Raw genomic sequence first — 16,086 nt, forward strand, 5'->3', positions numbered from 1 at the left:
CCAGTAAAAGTCCGGAACCCACCTGGCAAGGGAAGGGTCTAGCCGAACAGCAAGGGAATCCTCCGCGAGGAGGCGTCTGAAGGAAGCTGCAGGCGGCTAGGGAAGCCTAGCGCCCTATCCGGTCGGGCGCTGGGTTGGCGTTCTTGTGCTGATGTGCGTCGCGGCGAGGGTCAGTCGTGATGACGATGTTTATGGTACGGCTTGACCGACGCTGCGTTGCCCGGGGACGGGTCGCTATCCACGCCGGCCCAGTCGATATGTGGCAAACCCAGCATGCTGTCGAACACCATTGGCATGAGATCGGTGCCAACCGAACCGGGTGAGTTCCACATCGATACCATGCCTAGGCGATACTTTGGGAGGAAGGCGATCATCGTGCGATAACCTTCCACTTCACCGGCGTGAAAGATCATGGTTTCACCGGCATAGGTGAAGACACGCCAGCCGAGTCCGTAACTTGCCGACGTCAGGCGGGCACGGCGCCAGGGCGTTGCGCGTATTTCGGTCGGTGTCGGTATGCCGGGTGCATGCAGATAATCCAGAAGTGGTTGCGGCAGTATGTCGGGACGTCCACCCATCTGCGCGATCAGCCATTGTTCCATGTCATGCAGGCTGGCGTTGACGCCAGCGGCCGGTGCCACGCGGTAATAGGCTTCCTTGGGATCGAAGGACTCCCAGGCGTGCACACCCTTAGGACGATGTGGACGCGCCCAGCTCTTGCTGCCCTCCAGCGCGTCGCGCCCATAGCTGGCCGACGCCATGCCCAGGGGAAAGAATAGGCGCTTGTCCACCTGGTGATAGAAGAAGTCGCCGGTCTCGGCGTAGATGAGGTCGCCAATCAGACTGAAGGCAACGTTCTGGTAGCCATAGCATTCGCCCACATTGCAAGTAAGCGAGACTTCATCAAGCTTGCGCACCAGTTCCTCATAAGGGACGTTGTCCTCCAGCAATGCATCGTAGGTATTGTGTGGCAATCCCAAGCGCTGTCCCAGGATGTCCTTGACCGTGGCTTCGTTGGAGGCTTCCGCATCCCTCAATTGGAAAAACGGCAGCGCGTCGGTGAGTTTGGTATCCCAACTGAAACGCCCGTCGTCGATCAGTAGCCCGGTTACCGCCGTGGCAAAGGCTTTTGAGAGCGATGCCAGACGAAACACGGTATCGGCCGTTACCGGCTCCTGCGTGTTGGCATCGGCGTAACCGATCTCGCGCTCAAACGCGACCTTGTTATCGATCACGACGGCTGTGGCCATACCCGCTACTTTGTTGCGTTGCGTCACCACATCCAGCCACTGCGAATAGGCGTCGAGCGTGGCCTTGATGCGTTCTGGGGGAATGCTCGCGGCGTTCAGATCGGTGGCGTCGTGCTGTGCCGGATGAGCAATCGGCACGGGCTCTCCGTCCGCGGTGGCAGCATGGACCACTGATGTTGCGACCAGTGAGGCAGTGATGCCGAGTGCGCCTGCGATCAACAAAGGGAGCTTACGAAACGGCATGCTACTCCGGGTACTATGGGGCCATGACGACGGTGATACTTATTCAACGTTGCCTTAATGAGGTTTCCATGGGAGTGAATGGTGATTGTCCTGCACTTCGCACAGGGCCACAACGCTAATGGCCTAGACAAGCTCGGTGTCGGCTTGACCAGCATTGCCCTTGTGGGTGCCGGGGCATACGCGCTCGCGACCTAGGTGGCACGCAAATCTGCCACCTCGCCCGATCTGGCGCTGGAACTGGAAAACAGGCAATCGGGGGCGGGGGACGAGAGCCTTGCCTAGCTTGCCTAATACCTCAGGTTCCCTTTTCGCCGCTTAGCTGGTGATGTAGCGCTGCAATTGGTCGATCTGCTCGGCCTGCGCGCTGATCACTTCCTTGACCAGGTCGCCGATTGAAATCACGCCCAGCACGCGGTTGCCATGGACCACTGGCAGATGGCGGACGCGGCTGTCGGTGCACATACGCATGCAATCGAACACGTCCGTCTCAGGCTCCACGGTGAGCACCGGGCTGCTCATGATCTCGGATACGGCGGTCTGCGCGGACGAGCGTCCCTGCAGGATCACCTTTCGCGCGTAATCGCGTTCGGAAACAATGCCTACCAGTTGCTCGCCACGCATCACCAGCAATGCGCCAACACATCGTTCGGCCATGTGTTTGATCGCTTCCAGTACGGGTGCTTCTGGCGCAATAGCGAAAATGTCACTGCCTTTTGTAGCCAGCAAATGCTTGACCTGACGCATGCCAAACCTCCCGAGCGGCCGCAGTCTGGCCACAGGGAGACAGTTTAGCGCCGCTGCGTGGCGTTGGTGTGAATGGCGCCCTGGGCGGCTGGAAGATGTTCCTCTTCAATGAAGTACAGCGGCCGCTGCTTGCTCTCGGCGTAGTTGCGACCGAGGTATTCGCCGATAACGCCAAGCGCCAGCAACTGGATGCCACCCAGGAAAAGCACCACCACCATCAGGCTTGGGTAACCGGGAACTGGATCACCATGCAGCAATGCTTTGATTAGTACTTTCAAGCCGAGCAGAAAGGCTAGTAGCGCTGCCGCCAGACCTGTCCACGTGGCCAGCTTCAGTGGCGCGCTGGAAAACGAGGTGATGCCTTCTATGGCGAGCTGGCTGAGGTGCGAATAGTTCCATTTCGTCTTGCCGGCCAGGCGCGGATCGCGCAAATACTTGACCGAGGTCTGTCGATAGCCGATCCAGGCGAACAGTCCCTTCATGAACCGTTGCCGCTCACGCAATTGTGACAATGCGCCGAGGGCGCGACGCGAAAGCAGGCGAAAATCGCCTGTATCACGCGGTACGGCAACATCCGACATCACTTCCATGGTGCGATAGAACGCTGCCGCAGTGAAACGCTTGAAGCCGGTTTCCCCGGCACGAGCGCTACGCGTGGCATAAACCACGTCGTAACCTGCTTGCCATTGTTCAACCAGTTGCGGAATCAGTTCGGGCGGATCTTGCAAGTCGGCGTCGATGATCACCGCTGCATCGGCATCCACATGATCGAGCCCTGCCGTCAGAGCCGCCTCCTTGCCAAAGTTCCGTGACAGCTTGAGCGCGCCGACGCGCGGATCAGCCGTGGCCAGCGATTGCATGATCGGCCAGGTGTCGTCACGACTGCCGTCGTCGACATACAAGACATCGCTATGCAGCGGAAGCGGGTCCAGCACCTTGAGCAGGCGTTCGTGAAATGCCGTGAGGACGGCCGATTCGTTATAGGCGGGAACGACAACGGTAAGTCGCAGCATGCATGGAATCCGGAAGGTGGCGCCGAAATGCTAACGAAGTGCATGCATCACGGCGAGCCGTGGTGCGTCAGTGCCGCTGGGAACGTTCGGTATCGCGTGGTGCTTGGGTGCCTTGCAGGTAGGCTGGGCCGCCAAGTTGGTCCATCTGCTGCTCGATCCAGTGGCTGCGTTCCATGACGTAGGAGCTGGGGTGGTCTACGCGGAAGCGATCCGGATTGGGCAGCACGGCGGCGAGACGAGCGGCCTGGGCGGGGCCAAGCTGCGCGGGTGACGTGCGGAAGAAGGCATCGCTGGCCGCACCCACTCCGTAGATGCCATCACCGAGCTGGGCAATGTTCATATATACCTCCAAGATGCGGCGTTTCGGCCAAGTGATTTCCAGCAGTACAGTGAAGTACGCCTCCAGCCCCTTGCGTGCGAAGCTGCGGCCGTTCCACAGGAACAAGTTCTTGGCAGTCTGCTGGCTGATCGTGCTGGCGCCGCGGAGGCGTTTGCCGTCATCCGCGGCATCGATGGCGTTCTGGATGGAGTCGAAGTCGAAGCCGTGGTGGAACGGGAATTTCTGGTCCTCGCCGGCCACCATTGCCATCGGCACCCATGGCGAGACGCGCGACCAGGGCACCCAGTGGTGCTGCAGGTGGAAATCCTTCTCGCCGTGGATCAGGGCGTCGAGCTGGCGTTCCATCATCATCGCCGATGTCCAGGGCGGCACGAAACGTAGCACCAGCACGATAAACCAGCTCAGTGCGACCCATGACAGGATCACGAGGCCGGCATAACGTAGCAGTCGGCGGATTGGAGGAGGATGCAGCATGGCTCACCACGATGGAATGGATCAGAGCATTTAAGGCAGCGCTGCCTTAAAGCCCGGCGGATTATTAAGAGGGCATGATGAATGGGCTATTGTTCGCCGCAGGGCGAGTCCCCATCTATCGCCCCTTGAGTGTTTAAGAGGTGCCTCACGTGGAAACCGTGCTTGTCGAGGATGTGCTCCATCGTTTTTTGCTTGAGTGCGCCGGCGTTCGGGGCGTGATCGTGCGCCTCGGGTCGGCTTGGCGCGAGGTGGCCAGTCGGATGGACTATCCCACACCGTTGCGGGATCTGCTGGGCCAATCGCTGGCGGCGAGCGCGCTGCTTACGGGCAATATCAAGCTCGAAGGGGCTCTGTCCATCGAGTTGAAGAGCACGGGTGCCCTGCGGCTATTGTTCGCTGAATGCTCCGATACAGGGCGTTTGCGTGGGCTGGCGCGCTGGAATGATGCGCTGCCAAAAGCCTTGGTGTTGAGTGACATGCCCGAAGCAATCATGGCCATCACCATCGGTCATGCCGAGCGCGGCCAGCGCTATCAGGGCCTGGTCGATCTCCATCATCCCGAGTTGGCCGCCGCGCTGGAGAACTACTTCCAGCAATCAGAGCAGTTGCCAGCGCGCATTGTGTTGGCCGCCAACGATCAACACGCGGTAGGCCTGATGCTGCAGAAGCTGCCTGGCGAAGGTGGACGCGATGCAGTCCAGGATGAGGATGCGTGGCTCCGCATCGAGCACCTCACGGCCACGCTAGGCAGCGAGGAGTTGCTCGCCACGCCACCGGAAGAGTTGCTTTATCGTCTCTATCATGAAGAAACAGTGCGATTGTTCCAGCCGCGCCCGCTGGCGTTCGGTTGCAGTTGCTCGCGGGAGCGCGTGGAATCCATGTTGCGTTCGTTGGGGCGCGAGGAAATCGAAGCAACGCTGGAGGCACAGCATGGCATCATCGAGGTGACATGCGAATTTTGCGCGCGCAGCTACACTTTCGATCGCGTGGATGCGCAACATTTGCTGAGTGGCGGCAACGCGACCAGCGTCACCGTGCAGTAAGTCGTCAGCCGACAGTGCTGACGTTCCCCAGCCACACTTCTGCCGTCTGTGGTCGGGCAAACAGGAAGCCTTGGCCGTAGCGGCAACCGATCTGCTGCAGCGCGTGCTGTTGGGCCTCCTCCTCGATACCTTCAGCAATCACCTGCATCTGCAGCGAGTCGGCCAGCACCTGGATGGCGCGCACTACGGGCAGGCTGTGGCTGCCCGCTTTGGCCAGTTCGGTAATGAAGATGCGATCGATCTTTAGCGTTTCGATCGGGTATTGGTGCAGATAGCTCAGTGATGAATAGCCGGTACCGAAATCATCCAGGGCAATGCTCACGCCGTGCCGGCGCAGGTTGTTGAGAATGCGTTTCACCTGCGCCGGATTTTCCAGTAGCGTGCGTTCGGTTACTTCAATACGCAGCGAACGTGGATTCACGTGATACGTGCGCAGCAGGGTGAGCAGGCGCTCATCGAGATCGAGCAGACGAAAGTGCCGGCCAGATACATTGAGGCTCACAAAACCATCGCTACCGGCGAGCATGCTCGCCTGCGAAGCCACTTGCTCGAAGATCTGCCAATCGATGTTTTCCGCGCTGCCATTTTCCTCGGCAACGGCCAGGAAATCACCCGGACACAGCAGGCCGCGATCAGGGTGGCGCCAGCGCAGCAGCGCTTCGTAACCGACCGTACGGCGGTCATCCAGGCAAACAATCGGTTGGTAGAACGGCACGAATTCGTGGCGGTTCAACGCGCGCCGCAGGTCACCTTCCATTTCCAGCAGCGACAGTACTTCCCGGCGCAGGCGATCATCGAATAGCGCGGCACGATGACGACCTTCGTCCTTGGCGCGATACATCGCGGCATCGGCGTCGCGCAGCAATTCTTCGGGTTGCTGGTAATGCGCGCCAGGCAAGGCGATACCGATCGAAGCCGAGGTGAAAATTTCCTTGACACCTAAACGGAAAGGTACATGCAGTTTGGCAATGATCCGCTCGGCAATCACGTTCGCCTTGCGGGTGTTGTTGATGCCTTCCAGCAGCACGGCGAATTCGTCACCGCCCAGACGTGCCACCAGGTCGCGGGTTTTCAGGCAGGCACGGATGCGGCTGCCTGCCTGGAACAGTAGATCGTCACCGATCAGGTGACCCACCGAGTCGTTGATGACTTTGAAGCGGTCAAGGTCGATGAACAGTACCGCGAACAGTTTGTTCGAATCGGCGTGGTAAGCCTGCAACGCCTGGCCTAGGCGTTGTAGCAGCAGAGTACGGTTGGGCAAGCCGGTCAGCGAATCGTGCAGGGTTGCGTACATCAGCCTGCGTTCGACGCGTTCGCGCTCGGCAATCTGTTCACGCAGATCGCGATTGGCCAGCGCCAGCGCGCGCGTGCGCTCGGTAACGCGTCGTTCCAGGTTGACATAAGCTTGTTTCAACGATTCGCTGGTCTGCTTGCGTTGCAAGGCATTGGCGATGTGGTAGCTCACGAATGTGAGCAGCTCCTGGTCGCGTGTGTCGTAGATATGCTTGGGTGAATAACTCTGCACAGCGAGGACGCCCATGACCTTGTCGTCCCACACGAGTGGCACGCCGAGCCAGCACACGGATTTGGCCCCGACCTCCAGGCAATCGCCGGTAGTGGCGAGATGTTCGAAGGTGTGGCGATCGGCCAGCAGCGGTTTGCCGTGCTTGAGTACGTATTCGGTGGCGCCATTGCCGATACGGCGTGGGACGCGTGCGGTTTCGATCTCGTCGATCGAATAGGGGAAAGTAATGTTCTCCGCGCTTTCGTCGAGCAGGGCGATGTAGAAGTTTTCCGCATACATCAGCATGCCGACGATGGCGTGCAGGGACCGCATCATCTCGACCATATTGTGCGCGGTGCCAGCCAGCTCGGCGATGGCATACAAGGACCGTTGCAGGCGCTCGGCCATGGCCAGGCGGGAAATAGCTTCGTAAAGCCGACCTGTTTCGCTCAATTGGCGCAGGCGAGTGCCGGCGAGCCGGCCCAGCCAGCTTAACTCTGCGCTGGCGATGTCGTTCAGCAGGGCCAAGTCACCGCTGAAGACCAGGGTTTGCAGGCTCTGCGGATCATTGGTTAGGCACAACTTGCCGGGCACGGCCGGTTTTTCGACGTCCGGAGCTATCCAGTAGAGTTCGCCGTGGATGCCAAGATGGTCCAAGGCAGTCCGGCAGGTGTTCAGTACGCTATCCGCATCCACTGCCTGAAAGAGCCGCTCCATGGTGTCACGCAGCTCCGCCGGGATAGTTCCTGGGGTTGTGGGTGGGAGATTGGGGTTGTCAGGCACTGAACTCATGACCAGTGAGCAGGTCCATGCGCTGTATACGGAATGACTATATCTCGTGATGATTGTGTCATGTTGCCATTGCTCAGGTCTGCGAGAGTGGGGTGCGTGCGGACCTAAGCATCTGCCGTGCCAGCAAGTGCTTGTTCAGTTGGTTGTTTTCGCAGGATGATGCACAGAAAAATTGTTCGTCCGAGGTGTTAGTAAAAAGTAAAATATGGTATGATGACTTTTGGGAGTCCGCCCACGGAAAGGGTCGGGTGAGGTCCGTTGTTTCCATTTCAAATGCTTATGCGCCGACTGTTGCTGACATTGCTGCTGCTCTGCGTGCCGCTTCTCTCGGCAGGGCAGACCACGGGCGCTGATCAGGCTAGTAATGCGGTGTGGTTGCAACAGCAGACCTTGTTAAAAACAGGTCAGACTGCTCAAGGTTCCATGTTGGTGCAGTCGGCAAATGGTCCGACGGGCGGGGCTCAAAACGCGTCCAGCCTGTCGCTGAATCCGCTCTCGGGCGGCACAGTAAGCTCTAGCACCTTGCAGTATGGGGTTGCACCGAACGTCACCGCACAGGCAGGTGTCACGCAGCGCTCTTGGGTGACGCAACCGCGCATTGTCGGCACGGAAGTGGGCGCTACCTATAACGCGGGTCGCTACAGTCTCGGCGTGAGCGTTGCACAGGACCAGATGCCTACCACCACACCGTTGCCCCGCGTACTGCCGGGTGCGGTCACAGGCGTCAACGGCTTGCCGGATTTCGACAGCAGCATGCAGGTGAACGCGCGAGGCCGTTTTGCCTTCAACAGCAACAGCAGCGTGCTGCTTGGCGCGAGCATGGGCCGCATCCGCCTGTTGCCGGGCAATGCGTTGGGCTTGAGCACGCTGGATCAGAAAGCGCTGAGTTTCGGCATTGACCATGGTCCCATCAGTGGCAGCATCATTGGTCGCACCATACAGCCGGAGCCGGGCCTTGGCCTGCCAGGCAGTTTCGCTGCGGATCGTCGTTGGAACAGCATTGACCTGGGTGTTACCTGGCGCCTGCCGTGGCAGGGTTCGTTGAGTTTCGGTGCGCAGAACCTGTGGTCCTCCGGTGGCAACAGCAACGCGAATACGCCGATTGGCCCGGCTGAGCCGGATCAGTCGCGTACGCCTTACGTGCAGTATCACCAGGATCTCTGATCTGCTTTTCCGCATGTGAAAACGCCTCCGGCTCGGAGGCGTTTTGGTTTAGACGGTTACTTCCTCTCCCCTTCGGGGTGCGGGTGGCGACCCGAAGGGGAGATGAATCAGAACTTCAAGCGTTAATCGCCTTGCGTGGTGTTTCCAGCGCGCGGGCGACGCGTTGCTGTTCCTGTCGTAGGCGAGCGGGCAGGCGCTCGGCGAAGCTGTCGAGGTATTTGCTGATGGCATGCAGTTCGGTCTGCCAGCCGTCGTTGTTGACGTCGAGAAGCTCGACCAATGTTTCGCACGGCAAGTTCAGGCCATCCAGTTTCAATTCGCCATTGGCGGGCACGGTGCCGATGGCGGTTTCCGCGCCGCGTACCTTGCCTTCCACGCGGGCGATCATCCACTCCAGTACACGCAGATTATCGCCGAAGCCCGGCCACAGGAACTTGCCATCCTTGCCTTTGCGGAACCAATTCACGTGGAAGATCTTCGGCAACTTGGCGCCCGGCTTGTCGAACGACAGCCAGTGTGTGAAGTAATCGCCGTAGTGATAGCCGCAAAACGGCTTCATGGCCATCGAGTCCCTACGCAACACACCCACGGCACCGGTCGCTGCAGCTGTCGTTTCCGAACCCATCGCCGCACCCATCAGCACGCCGTGCGTCCAGTCGCGCGCCTCCATCACCAACGGTACTAATGACGGACGGCGGCCACCGAATACGATGGCGCTGATCGGCACACCTTGCGCATCTTCGGCCTTCGATGACCAAGTGGGGCATTGCTTGGCGCTGACGGTAAAACGCGAATTCGGGTGCGCGGCAGGACCCTTGGCTGGGTCATAAGGACGACCCTGCCAGTCGGTGACTGGCGTGCCAGGCAGGCCCTCCCACCAGGGCTGGTTGTCGGCCGTGACCGCCACGTTGGTAAAGATGGTGTCCTGAGCGATGGTGGTCAGTGCGTTAGGGTTGCTGTTGTCGCTGGTGCCCGGTGCCACGCCAAAGAAGCCGGCCTCGGGGTTGATGGCGTACAGACGCCCATCCGCCCCTGGGCGCATCCAGCAGATGTCGTCGCCGATGGTCCACACGCGCCAACCGTCCTTGCGATAACCTGCCGGTGGAATCAACATCGCGAGATTGGTTTTTCCACATGCCGACGGGAAGGCCGCAGCGATGTAGTGTGTTTGGCCGTGCGGATTTTCGACGCCGACGATAAGCATGTGCTCGGCCAGCCAGCCTTCAGCGCGTGCCTGATAGCTGGCGATACGAAGCGCGTGGCACTTCTTGCCGAGTAGCGCGTTGCCACCGTAGCCGGAACCATACGACTGGATCGACAGCTCTTCCGGAAAATGCATGATAAAACGGCGCTCCGGATCCAGTTCGCCGGTAGAGTGCAGACCCTTTACGAATGTGCCTTCCTGCTCGATGCGAGCAAGGGCTGCGGCACCCATGCGCGTCATGGTGCGCATGTTCACCACCACATACGGACTATCAGTGATTTCCACGCCGCAACGTGACAGCGGCGAATCGATCGGCCCCATGCAGTACGGAATGACGTACATGGTGCGGCCTTCCATGCAGCCCTGGAACAACGCATTCATCTTGGCGTGCGCATCGGCCGGGGCCATCCAATGATTGTTGGGGCCTGCATCGGTTTCGTCCTTCGTGCAGACGAAGGTCAGATGCTCCACGCGCGCCACATCCGATGGGCTGGAGCGATGCAGGTAGCAGCCTGGATGGGTCTGCTGATTGAGTTCGATCAGATCTCCGCTGCGCAGCATGTGCTGTACCAGCGTCCGATATTCGGTATCGGAGCCATCGCACCAATGGATTGTCGCGGGGCGGGTTGTGGCCGCCACGTCTTTCACCCATTGATCGAGCGAATCCAGCTTGCTCGTCATGTTTCCCCTCGCTTTGGTCTACCTATAAAAAAGAGGCACGACGCTAAGTTACGGGAACTGGCATTGCAAGGTTGCATGCAGCAAGGCCGGGAATGGGAATCGTAAATGAGGCATAGCTAAAAGCTGAAAGCAGAATCATGCTCGCTCTGCTCTTGTGATTCTCGAATCCCTATTCTCGATTCCCGGCTCTTAATCCGGAATCAGGGTCGCGATCATATGTTCGACGTAGGCGTCGAACTCTTCATGGGACAACCTTGGCAGACCAAGTGTGAAATTGAGCTGCAGAAAGCCGACATAGGCGGCGTAGGTCAAACGGGCGCGGTTGAGCGCTTCATCGATCTCCAGCCCGGCCTCGATGTACGCCTCATGAAGAAATTCCGTACGCCGCTTTGAGACGCGTGCCATCACCGGCACCACCAGTGGGTGGTCCAATGCGTTCAACAAGGCGGCGTAAACGCGGTGCGGGTGCAGCTCATGGGCGACGCGGCGGAACAGTTCGGGCAGGCGCTCGCGCGGATCGGGGATTGCTTCGATCTGGCTGATGATTTCGCGCTCGCCGTACTGCTCCCAGCGTTCCAGTGCGGCCTGAAGCAGGGCTTCGCGCGTGCGGAAATGCCAGTAAAAACTGCCTTTGGTAACGCCGAGCTGGCGAGCCAACGCCTCGACGGCCAGCGCGCCGACACCTTGTTCGGCGATCAGGTTGAGGGCGGCATCTTCCCAATCTTCGGCGGAAAGACGCGTGCGTTCTGGTTTTTGGCGGACATTCATTTACGTATGGTAGCCCAGGCCGAAATGGAACTGTGGGCGTCTTCCCGCCGCAGGGATGCCCGAAACGGCGCACCTGGCGGCCGGTTGACGACAACCCTGAAGCAACCAATACTCATGCGTATGGAATCTCATTCGCCCGTTCGAACGTCTTGCCGCACTGCCGATGGCTTGTCCCTGGCGGTGGATCTGTATAACGCCTCGGGACAGCCAACACTGTTGTTCGCGCATGGCTTTGGCCAAACTCGCGGTGCATGGAACGCGGCGGCTGCGACCATGGCTGCACAGGGTTGCCGTTGCGTGAGTTTCGACAGCCGAGGTCACGGCGAAAGCGATCGTGTTCCCGGTGGCGAATACCACATGGAGCAGTTTGTCGAAGATCTGCTCGGCCTGGCTCGAGCCCAGCCGAAGCCGCCCATCCTGGTCGGTGCTTCGATGGGCGGTCTGCTGGGTCTGGTGGTGGCCGGAGAGATGCGGCCGATACCATTCCGTGCACTGGTACTGGTCGATATCACGCCACGCTGGGAAACTTCCGGCGTCGAGCGCATTCTTGCCTTCATGCAAGCGCATCCCGACGGATTCGCCAGTTATGTAGAAGCTGCCGAGCAGATTGCGGCATACCTGCCGCAGCGGCGCGAGCGCAAGAGCGAGCAGCAACTGCGCCCGCTGTTGCGCGAAGGCACAGATGGTCGCCTGCGTTGGCATTGGGACCCGGATTTGCTGGCAGGAGGCCTGGTCAGCGAGAGCGAGCGCTATCAACCGCGCCTGCTTGCCGCGGCATCCACGGTTGAAGTGCCGGTGTTGTTGCTTTCTGGTGAGTGCAGCGATGTCGTGTCACGCCACACCGTAGATGAATTCCTGTCCCTGGCGCCGCATGCCCGCCATGCCGAGGTACCAGGGGCTACCCATATGTTGGCCGGTGACGCGAACGATGCATTCACGGCCCAAATAGCAGGCTTTATCGCGAGCCTGGAATCCGTCGACGCCGACGAGGCGATCGAGCAACCTGCAACGAGGTGTTGAGATGTCTGTACTACTAACCGTGTTGGCGGCACTTTTCGCGACCGGCGCCTGTGCCTATCACCGCAGCAGTTTGCGGGCATGGGTCATCACCACGATCGTGGTGACGCTAGTGGTCGGCTTGTTGGTCGCTGCACCCAAGACCATGGTCTTGCTGCTGCTCATCGTGCTGCTCGTTGCCGTGCCGCTGTTGATGACTGACTTCCGCCGCAAGAACATCAGCGCGCCGCTGCTGAAGATGTTTGCCAAGGTGACGCCAAAACTGTCAGACACTGAACAGACCGCACTGGAAGCCGGCACGGTCGGCTTCGAAGGCGAACTGTTTTCTGGCAAGCCCGATTGGCATGAATTGCTCAAGCAGCCCAAGCCCGAACTGAGTGTGGAGGAGAAAGCCTTTCTCGACGGCCCGGTCGAGCAACTGTGCGGCATGATCGACGATTGGCAGATCACGCACGAACTGGCCGACCTGCCGCCGGAGGTTTGGGACTTCGTCAAGAAGCACAAATTCTTCGGCATGATCATTCCGAAGGCATACGGCGGCCTGGGTTTCTCGGCGCTGGCGCACTCGGCCGTGCTGCAAAAGCTGGCCACCATGTCGGCCACGGTGGCGTCGACCGTGGCGGTGCCGAACTCGCTCGGACCGGCCGAACTGCTGCTGCACTACGGCAGCGACGAGCAGAAGAACTACTACCTGCCGCGTCTGGCGGTAGGCGAAGAAATCCCATGCTTTGCGCTGACCGGCCCATATGCCGGTTCGGATGCCACCTCGATTCCCGACTACGGCATCGTCTGCAAGCAGATCGTCGATGGTGTGGAAACCATCGGCATGAAACTCAACTTCGACAAGCGCTACATCACGCTGGCGCCGGTCGCCACGGTGGTGGGCCTGGCGTTCCGCTTGTATGACCCGGAACATTTGCTTGGCGACAAGGAAGACCTCGGCATCACGCTGGCGCTGTTGCCGCGTAGCACGCCGGGTCTGGAAATCGGCCGCCGCCATATGCCGCTCAATATTCCGTTCCAGAACGGACCGGTGCGCGGCAAAGATATCTTTGCACCACTGTCGACTCTGATCGGTGGCCCGCATATGGCCGGTCACGGTTGGCGCATGCTGGTGGAATGCCTTTCGGTAGGTCGCGCTATTTCGCTGCCCTCCAATGCAACCGGCGGCGTGCGCATGGCGGTCGCCGGCACCGGTGCGTATGCGCGCATGCGCAAGCAGTTCGGTCTGGCCGTCGCGCGTTTCGAAGGTGTGGAAGAGGCGCTGGCGCGCATCGGCGGTCTGACTTATGCCACGGCGGCGCTGTCGCGCGCGACGGCCGCTGCGGTGGACCGTGGTGAGAAGCCGGCCGTGCCTTCCGCCATTGCCAAATACCACGCCACCGAATGGGGCCGTACTGTCGCTGGCGATGCGCTGGACGTACACGGCGGCAAGGGCGTGCAGTTGGGACCGAAGAACTACGCCGGTCGTGCCTGGCAAGGCGTGCCCATCGCCATCACGGTGGAAGGCGCGAACATCATGACGCGCAGCCTGATGATCTTCGGTCAGGGCGCGATTCGCTGTCATCCTTATGTGTTGAAGGAAATGCAGGCGCTGTCGATTGCCGATTACAGCGAGCGCCTGAAGACCTTCGATCGTGCGCTGTTTGGACATCTTGGTTTCGGCATTTCCAACGCCGTGCGCAGCTTTGTGCTTGGCGTGACTGCTGCACGTATCGGCGACACTGCGGGCGATGCCTACACGCGCCGTTACTACCGCAAACTCAATCGTTATTCCGCTGCATTGGCACTGTGCGCAGACACCTTCATGGGCGTCCTCGGCGGCAAGCTGAAGTTCAAGGAAAAACTCTCCGCTCGCCTTGGCGACGTACTCAGTTATCTGTATATCGCCAGCGCCATGCTGAAGCGTTACGAGGATACCGGCCGGCCGGAAGCGGATCGCCCACTGCTCGCCTGGGCCTTCCACGAATGCATGTGGCGCACGCAGATGGCGCTGGACGGCGCCATTCGCAACTTCCCGGTGCGTCCGATCGGCTGGCTGCTGCACGTGCTGGTGTTCCCGTTCGGCCGCCGCGAAGTGCCACCGTCGGATCGCCTGGGCCGACGCGTCGCTGCCATCATCACGGCGCCGGGCGAGGCGCGCGACCGTCTGCTGGAATGGGCGTATCTCACCCCGACACCCAACAACACCGTCGGCCGCATGAACAAGCTGCTGCCGGATGTGATCGCCGCCGAACCGATCGAGCGTAAGTTCGCCAAGGTGCAGAAAGCTGGCCAGTTCAGCTCGCACGATTATCTGGGGCAACTCGATGAAGCCGTCAAAGCCGGCGTGATCGATACCAGCGAAGCAGCCTTGCTCAAACGCGTCCGTGAAGGCGTGTTCGAGTTCATCTCGGTGGATGATTTCGATCCGATCGAGCTGCGCTCGGCGGTGACGCGCAAGGATGCGAAGAAGTTGGCGGACGCGGCGTAACGAGTACCCGCTGTATGACCGATCATTCTCCCCGCGTTCCGCGGGGAGATAGCCTCAGCTGAATCGATTGCTTCATACTCGTCGTCCCGGCGCAGGCACACTGCTGTCTGGGGAAGATCGCACCAATCGATGGAGTGTCGCTTTTACCAGAGCTTTCACCGCATCAGCGGATGTGGTGACTTGCGAAATATCTGATGAGTGAGCCCCTCTCCCTTCGGGAGAGGGTGCCGGCAGGCGGGTGAGGGTTCGGCCAGCGCGCGAAAACAAAGTCTTGCGAAAGAACTGAATCGCGCGCTTCGCCCGGACCCTCACTCCATGCTCGTCTTTCGCCACTCGCACTCGACACAATGTTCCCCAGACAGCAATGGGCATAGGCCGGGACCCAGTGTCTTTCGCCATCAAGTCGCGGGGTTCCGGGCGCTGATTGCTTCCGATGTCTTCCTGCGCCAACACGGCGGCACGATCGAGCCGCGGCGCACGGCCACCACGATCAACACCACGGTGCAAACCGAGCAGAGCGACAACATCACCACCGATGCTTCGGCGCCAAACGCGCCGCCGCTGAGCCAATCCGGCCCGGTGCGTTGTGAAACCAGCCAACCGTCGGCGTGGGTTCCGGAAACAGGGATACCGTAAACCGTACCTTGCGTGAAATTCCACGCTGCGTGCAAGCCAATGCATGGCCAGAGTGAACGCGTGAGGTGATAGATCATGCCCAGCAGCAAGCCGGCCTCGACGGTGATGGCGGCGGCACTCCAAAGCGTAGCGCCGGGATTCATGATGTGTGCCGCACCAAAGAACAGTGCCGAGATCAGCAGTGCACCCCAGGTGCCCAAGCCTTCTTCGACGATGCGAAACAGCACGCCGCGGAACAGGATTTCTTCGCCGATGCCAGCGCCCAGCGCAACCATCAACAAGGCGAGCAGCCAGTCTGCGTGGGGATTGGTGCCGGTCACGTGATAACTGCCCACCAGCCACAGCGCGCCGACTGCGACGGTAAAGAGGAGAACACCGCCGATGATGCCTGCCCACACGCCGGTCCAGTTTCGTGGCGACCATTCGACCATGCGGCGGCGTTCCACCAGCTTTACCAGCCCCAGGTAAATCAGGAACGATGACAGCACGAAGATGGAGAGATAGGCCAGTCCATTGTTCCAAGGCGTCCGGGCCGCGTTATGTAGCCACGTGGCGTGGTCGAGCCGGCCAATGGCCTGGCTCAGCAGATAAAAGCCCAGGGCAAACATCACGATACGTGCGAGCGGCGAGTACAGCAGCCAGCGCTTCCATGCCGATATGCCCGCAGGCGTGGTGAAGGCGAGTGATGTGTCGATCATGCGAGCTGCTTCCCCCTGACTATGAGAAAAGCACTCTAACGA

12 protein-coding genes are annotated in these 16,086 nt (G+C 60.2%); 4 read left to right on the forward strand and 8 right to left on the reverse strand.

The annotated features are described in order from the left end of the window. Positions 1 to 170: 170 nt before the first annotated feature. The 4 genes from EO087_RS01130 to mtgA form a co-directional block, all read right to left on the reverse strand. Positions 171 to 1,493, reverse strand: coding sequence for a serine hydrolase domain-containing protein (locus tag EO087_RS01130; RefSeq protein WP_128897259.1), 1,323 nt, complete (start codon positions 1,491 to 1,493; stop codon positions 171 to 173). Positions 1,494 to 1,808: 315 nt separating this feature from the next. Then, positions 1,809 to 2,237, reverse strand: coding sequence for a CBS domain-containing protein (locus EO087_RS01135; protein ID WP_128897260.1), 429 nt, complete (start codon positions 2,235 to 2,237; stop codon positions 1,809 to 1,811). A 44-nt stretch (positions 2,238 to 2,281) separates the two neighbouring features. Then, entirely contained in the window at positions 2,282 to 3,250 is a 969-nt protein-coding gene (locus tag EO087_RS01140; protein ID WP_128897261.1) for a glycosyltransferase family 2 protein, read from the reverse strand. 67 nt (positions 3,251 to 3,317) lie between these two features. Then, entirely contained in the window at positions 3,318 to 4,064 is a 747-nt protein-coding gene (gene mtgA / locus EO087_RS01145; RefSeq protein WP_128897262.1) for a monofunctional biosynthetic peptidoglycan transglycosylase, read from the reverse strand. Between the two features lie 149 nt (positions 4,065 to 4,213). On the opposite strand from mtgA, the gene EO087_RS01150 reads away from it, so the two are divergent. Continuing rightward, positions 4,214 to 5,107, forward strand: a complete 894-nt coding sequence (locus EO087_RS01150) for an Hsp33 family molecular chaperone HslO (protein ID WP_128897263.1) — start codon at positions 4,214 to 4,216, stop codon at positions 5,105 to 5,107. Between the two features lie 4 nt (positions 5,108 to 5,111). Here EO087_RS01150 and EO087_RS01155 read toward each other — a convergent pair whose 3' ends face one another. Next, positions 5,112 to 7,328, reverse strand: a complete 2,217-nt coding sequence (locus EO087_RS01155; protein ID WP_240669095.1) for an EAL domain-containing protein — start codon at positions 7,326 to 7,328, stop codon at positions 5,112 to 5,114. A gap of 354 nt (positions 7,329 to 7,682) precedes the next feature. Here EO087_RS01155 and EO087_RS01160 point away from each other — a divergent pair, with 354 nt between their 5' ends. Then, positions 7,683 to 8,567 (forward strand): hypothetical protein, encoded by an 885-nt coding sequence (locus EO087_RS01160; RefSeq protein WP_128897265.1) that lies wholly within the window; start codon positions 7,683 to 7,685, stop codon positions 8,565 to 8,567. 115 nt (positions 8,568 to 8,682) lie between these two features. Here the strand turns inward: EO087_RS01160 and EO087_RS01165 are convergent, their stop codons facing one another. Next, positions 8,683 to 10,452, reverse strand: a complete 1,770-nt coding sequence (locus EO087_RS01165; protein ID WP_128897266.1) for a phosphoenolpyruvate carboxykinase (GTP) — start codon at positions 10,450 to 10,452, stop codon at positions 8,683 to 8,685. A 189-nt stretch (positions 10,453 to 10,641) separates the two neighbouring features. Further along, positions 10,642 to 11,220, reverse strand: a complete 579-nt coding sequence (locus EO087_RS01170; protein WP_128897267.1) for a TetR/AcrR family transcriptional regulator — start codon at positions 11,218 to 11,220, stop codon at positions 10,642 to 10,644. A 120-nt stretch (positions 11,221 to 11,340) separates the two neighbouring features. On the opposite strand from EO087_RS01170, the gene EO087_RS01175 reads away from it, so the two are divergent. Both EO087_RS01175 and EO087_RS01180 read left to right on the forward strand, forming a co-directional pair. Next, positions 11,341 to 12,240, forward strand: a complete 900-nt coding sequence (locus tag EO087_RS01175; protein WP_128899757.1) for an alpha/beta hydrolase — start codon at positions 11,341 to 11,343, stop codon at positions 12,238 to 12,240. Position 12,241: 1 nt separating this feature from the next. Beyond that, positions 12,242 to 14,710: an acyl-CoA dehydrogenase gene (locus tag EO087_RS01180; protein ID WP_128897268.1), complete on the forward strand. Its 2,469-nt coding sequence runs from the start codon at positions 12,242 to 12,244 to the stop codon at positions 14,708 to 14,710. 398 nt (positions 14,711 to 15,108) lie between these two features. Here EO087_RS01180 and EO087_RS01185 read toward each other — a convergent pair whose 3' ends face one another. After that, the gene (locus EO087_RS01185) at positions 15,109 to 16,044 is read right to left on the reverse strand and encodes a type II CAAX endopeptidase family protein (protein ID WP_128897269.1); all 936 of its coding nucleotides are present in this window, start codon (positions 16,042 to 16,044) and stop codon (positions 15,109 to 15,111) included. Between the last annotated feature and the right edge of the window lie 42 nt (positions 16,045 to 16,086).

Origin of the sequence: Dyella sp. M7H15-1 (assembly GCF_004114615.1) — a bacterium.
Taxonomy (GTDB): Bacteria; Pseudomonadota; Gammaproteobacteria; order Xanthomonadales; family Rhodanobacteraceae; genus Dyella_B.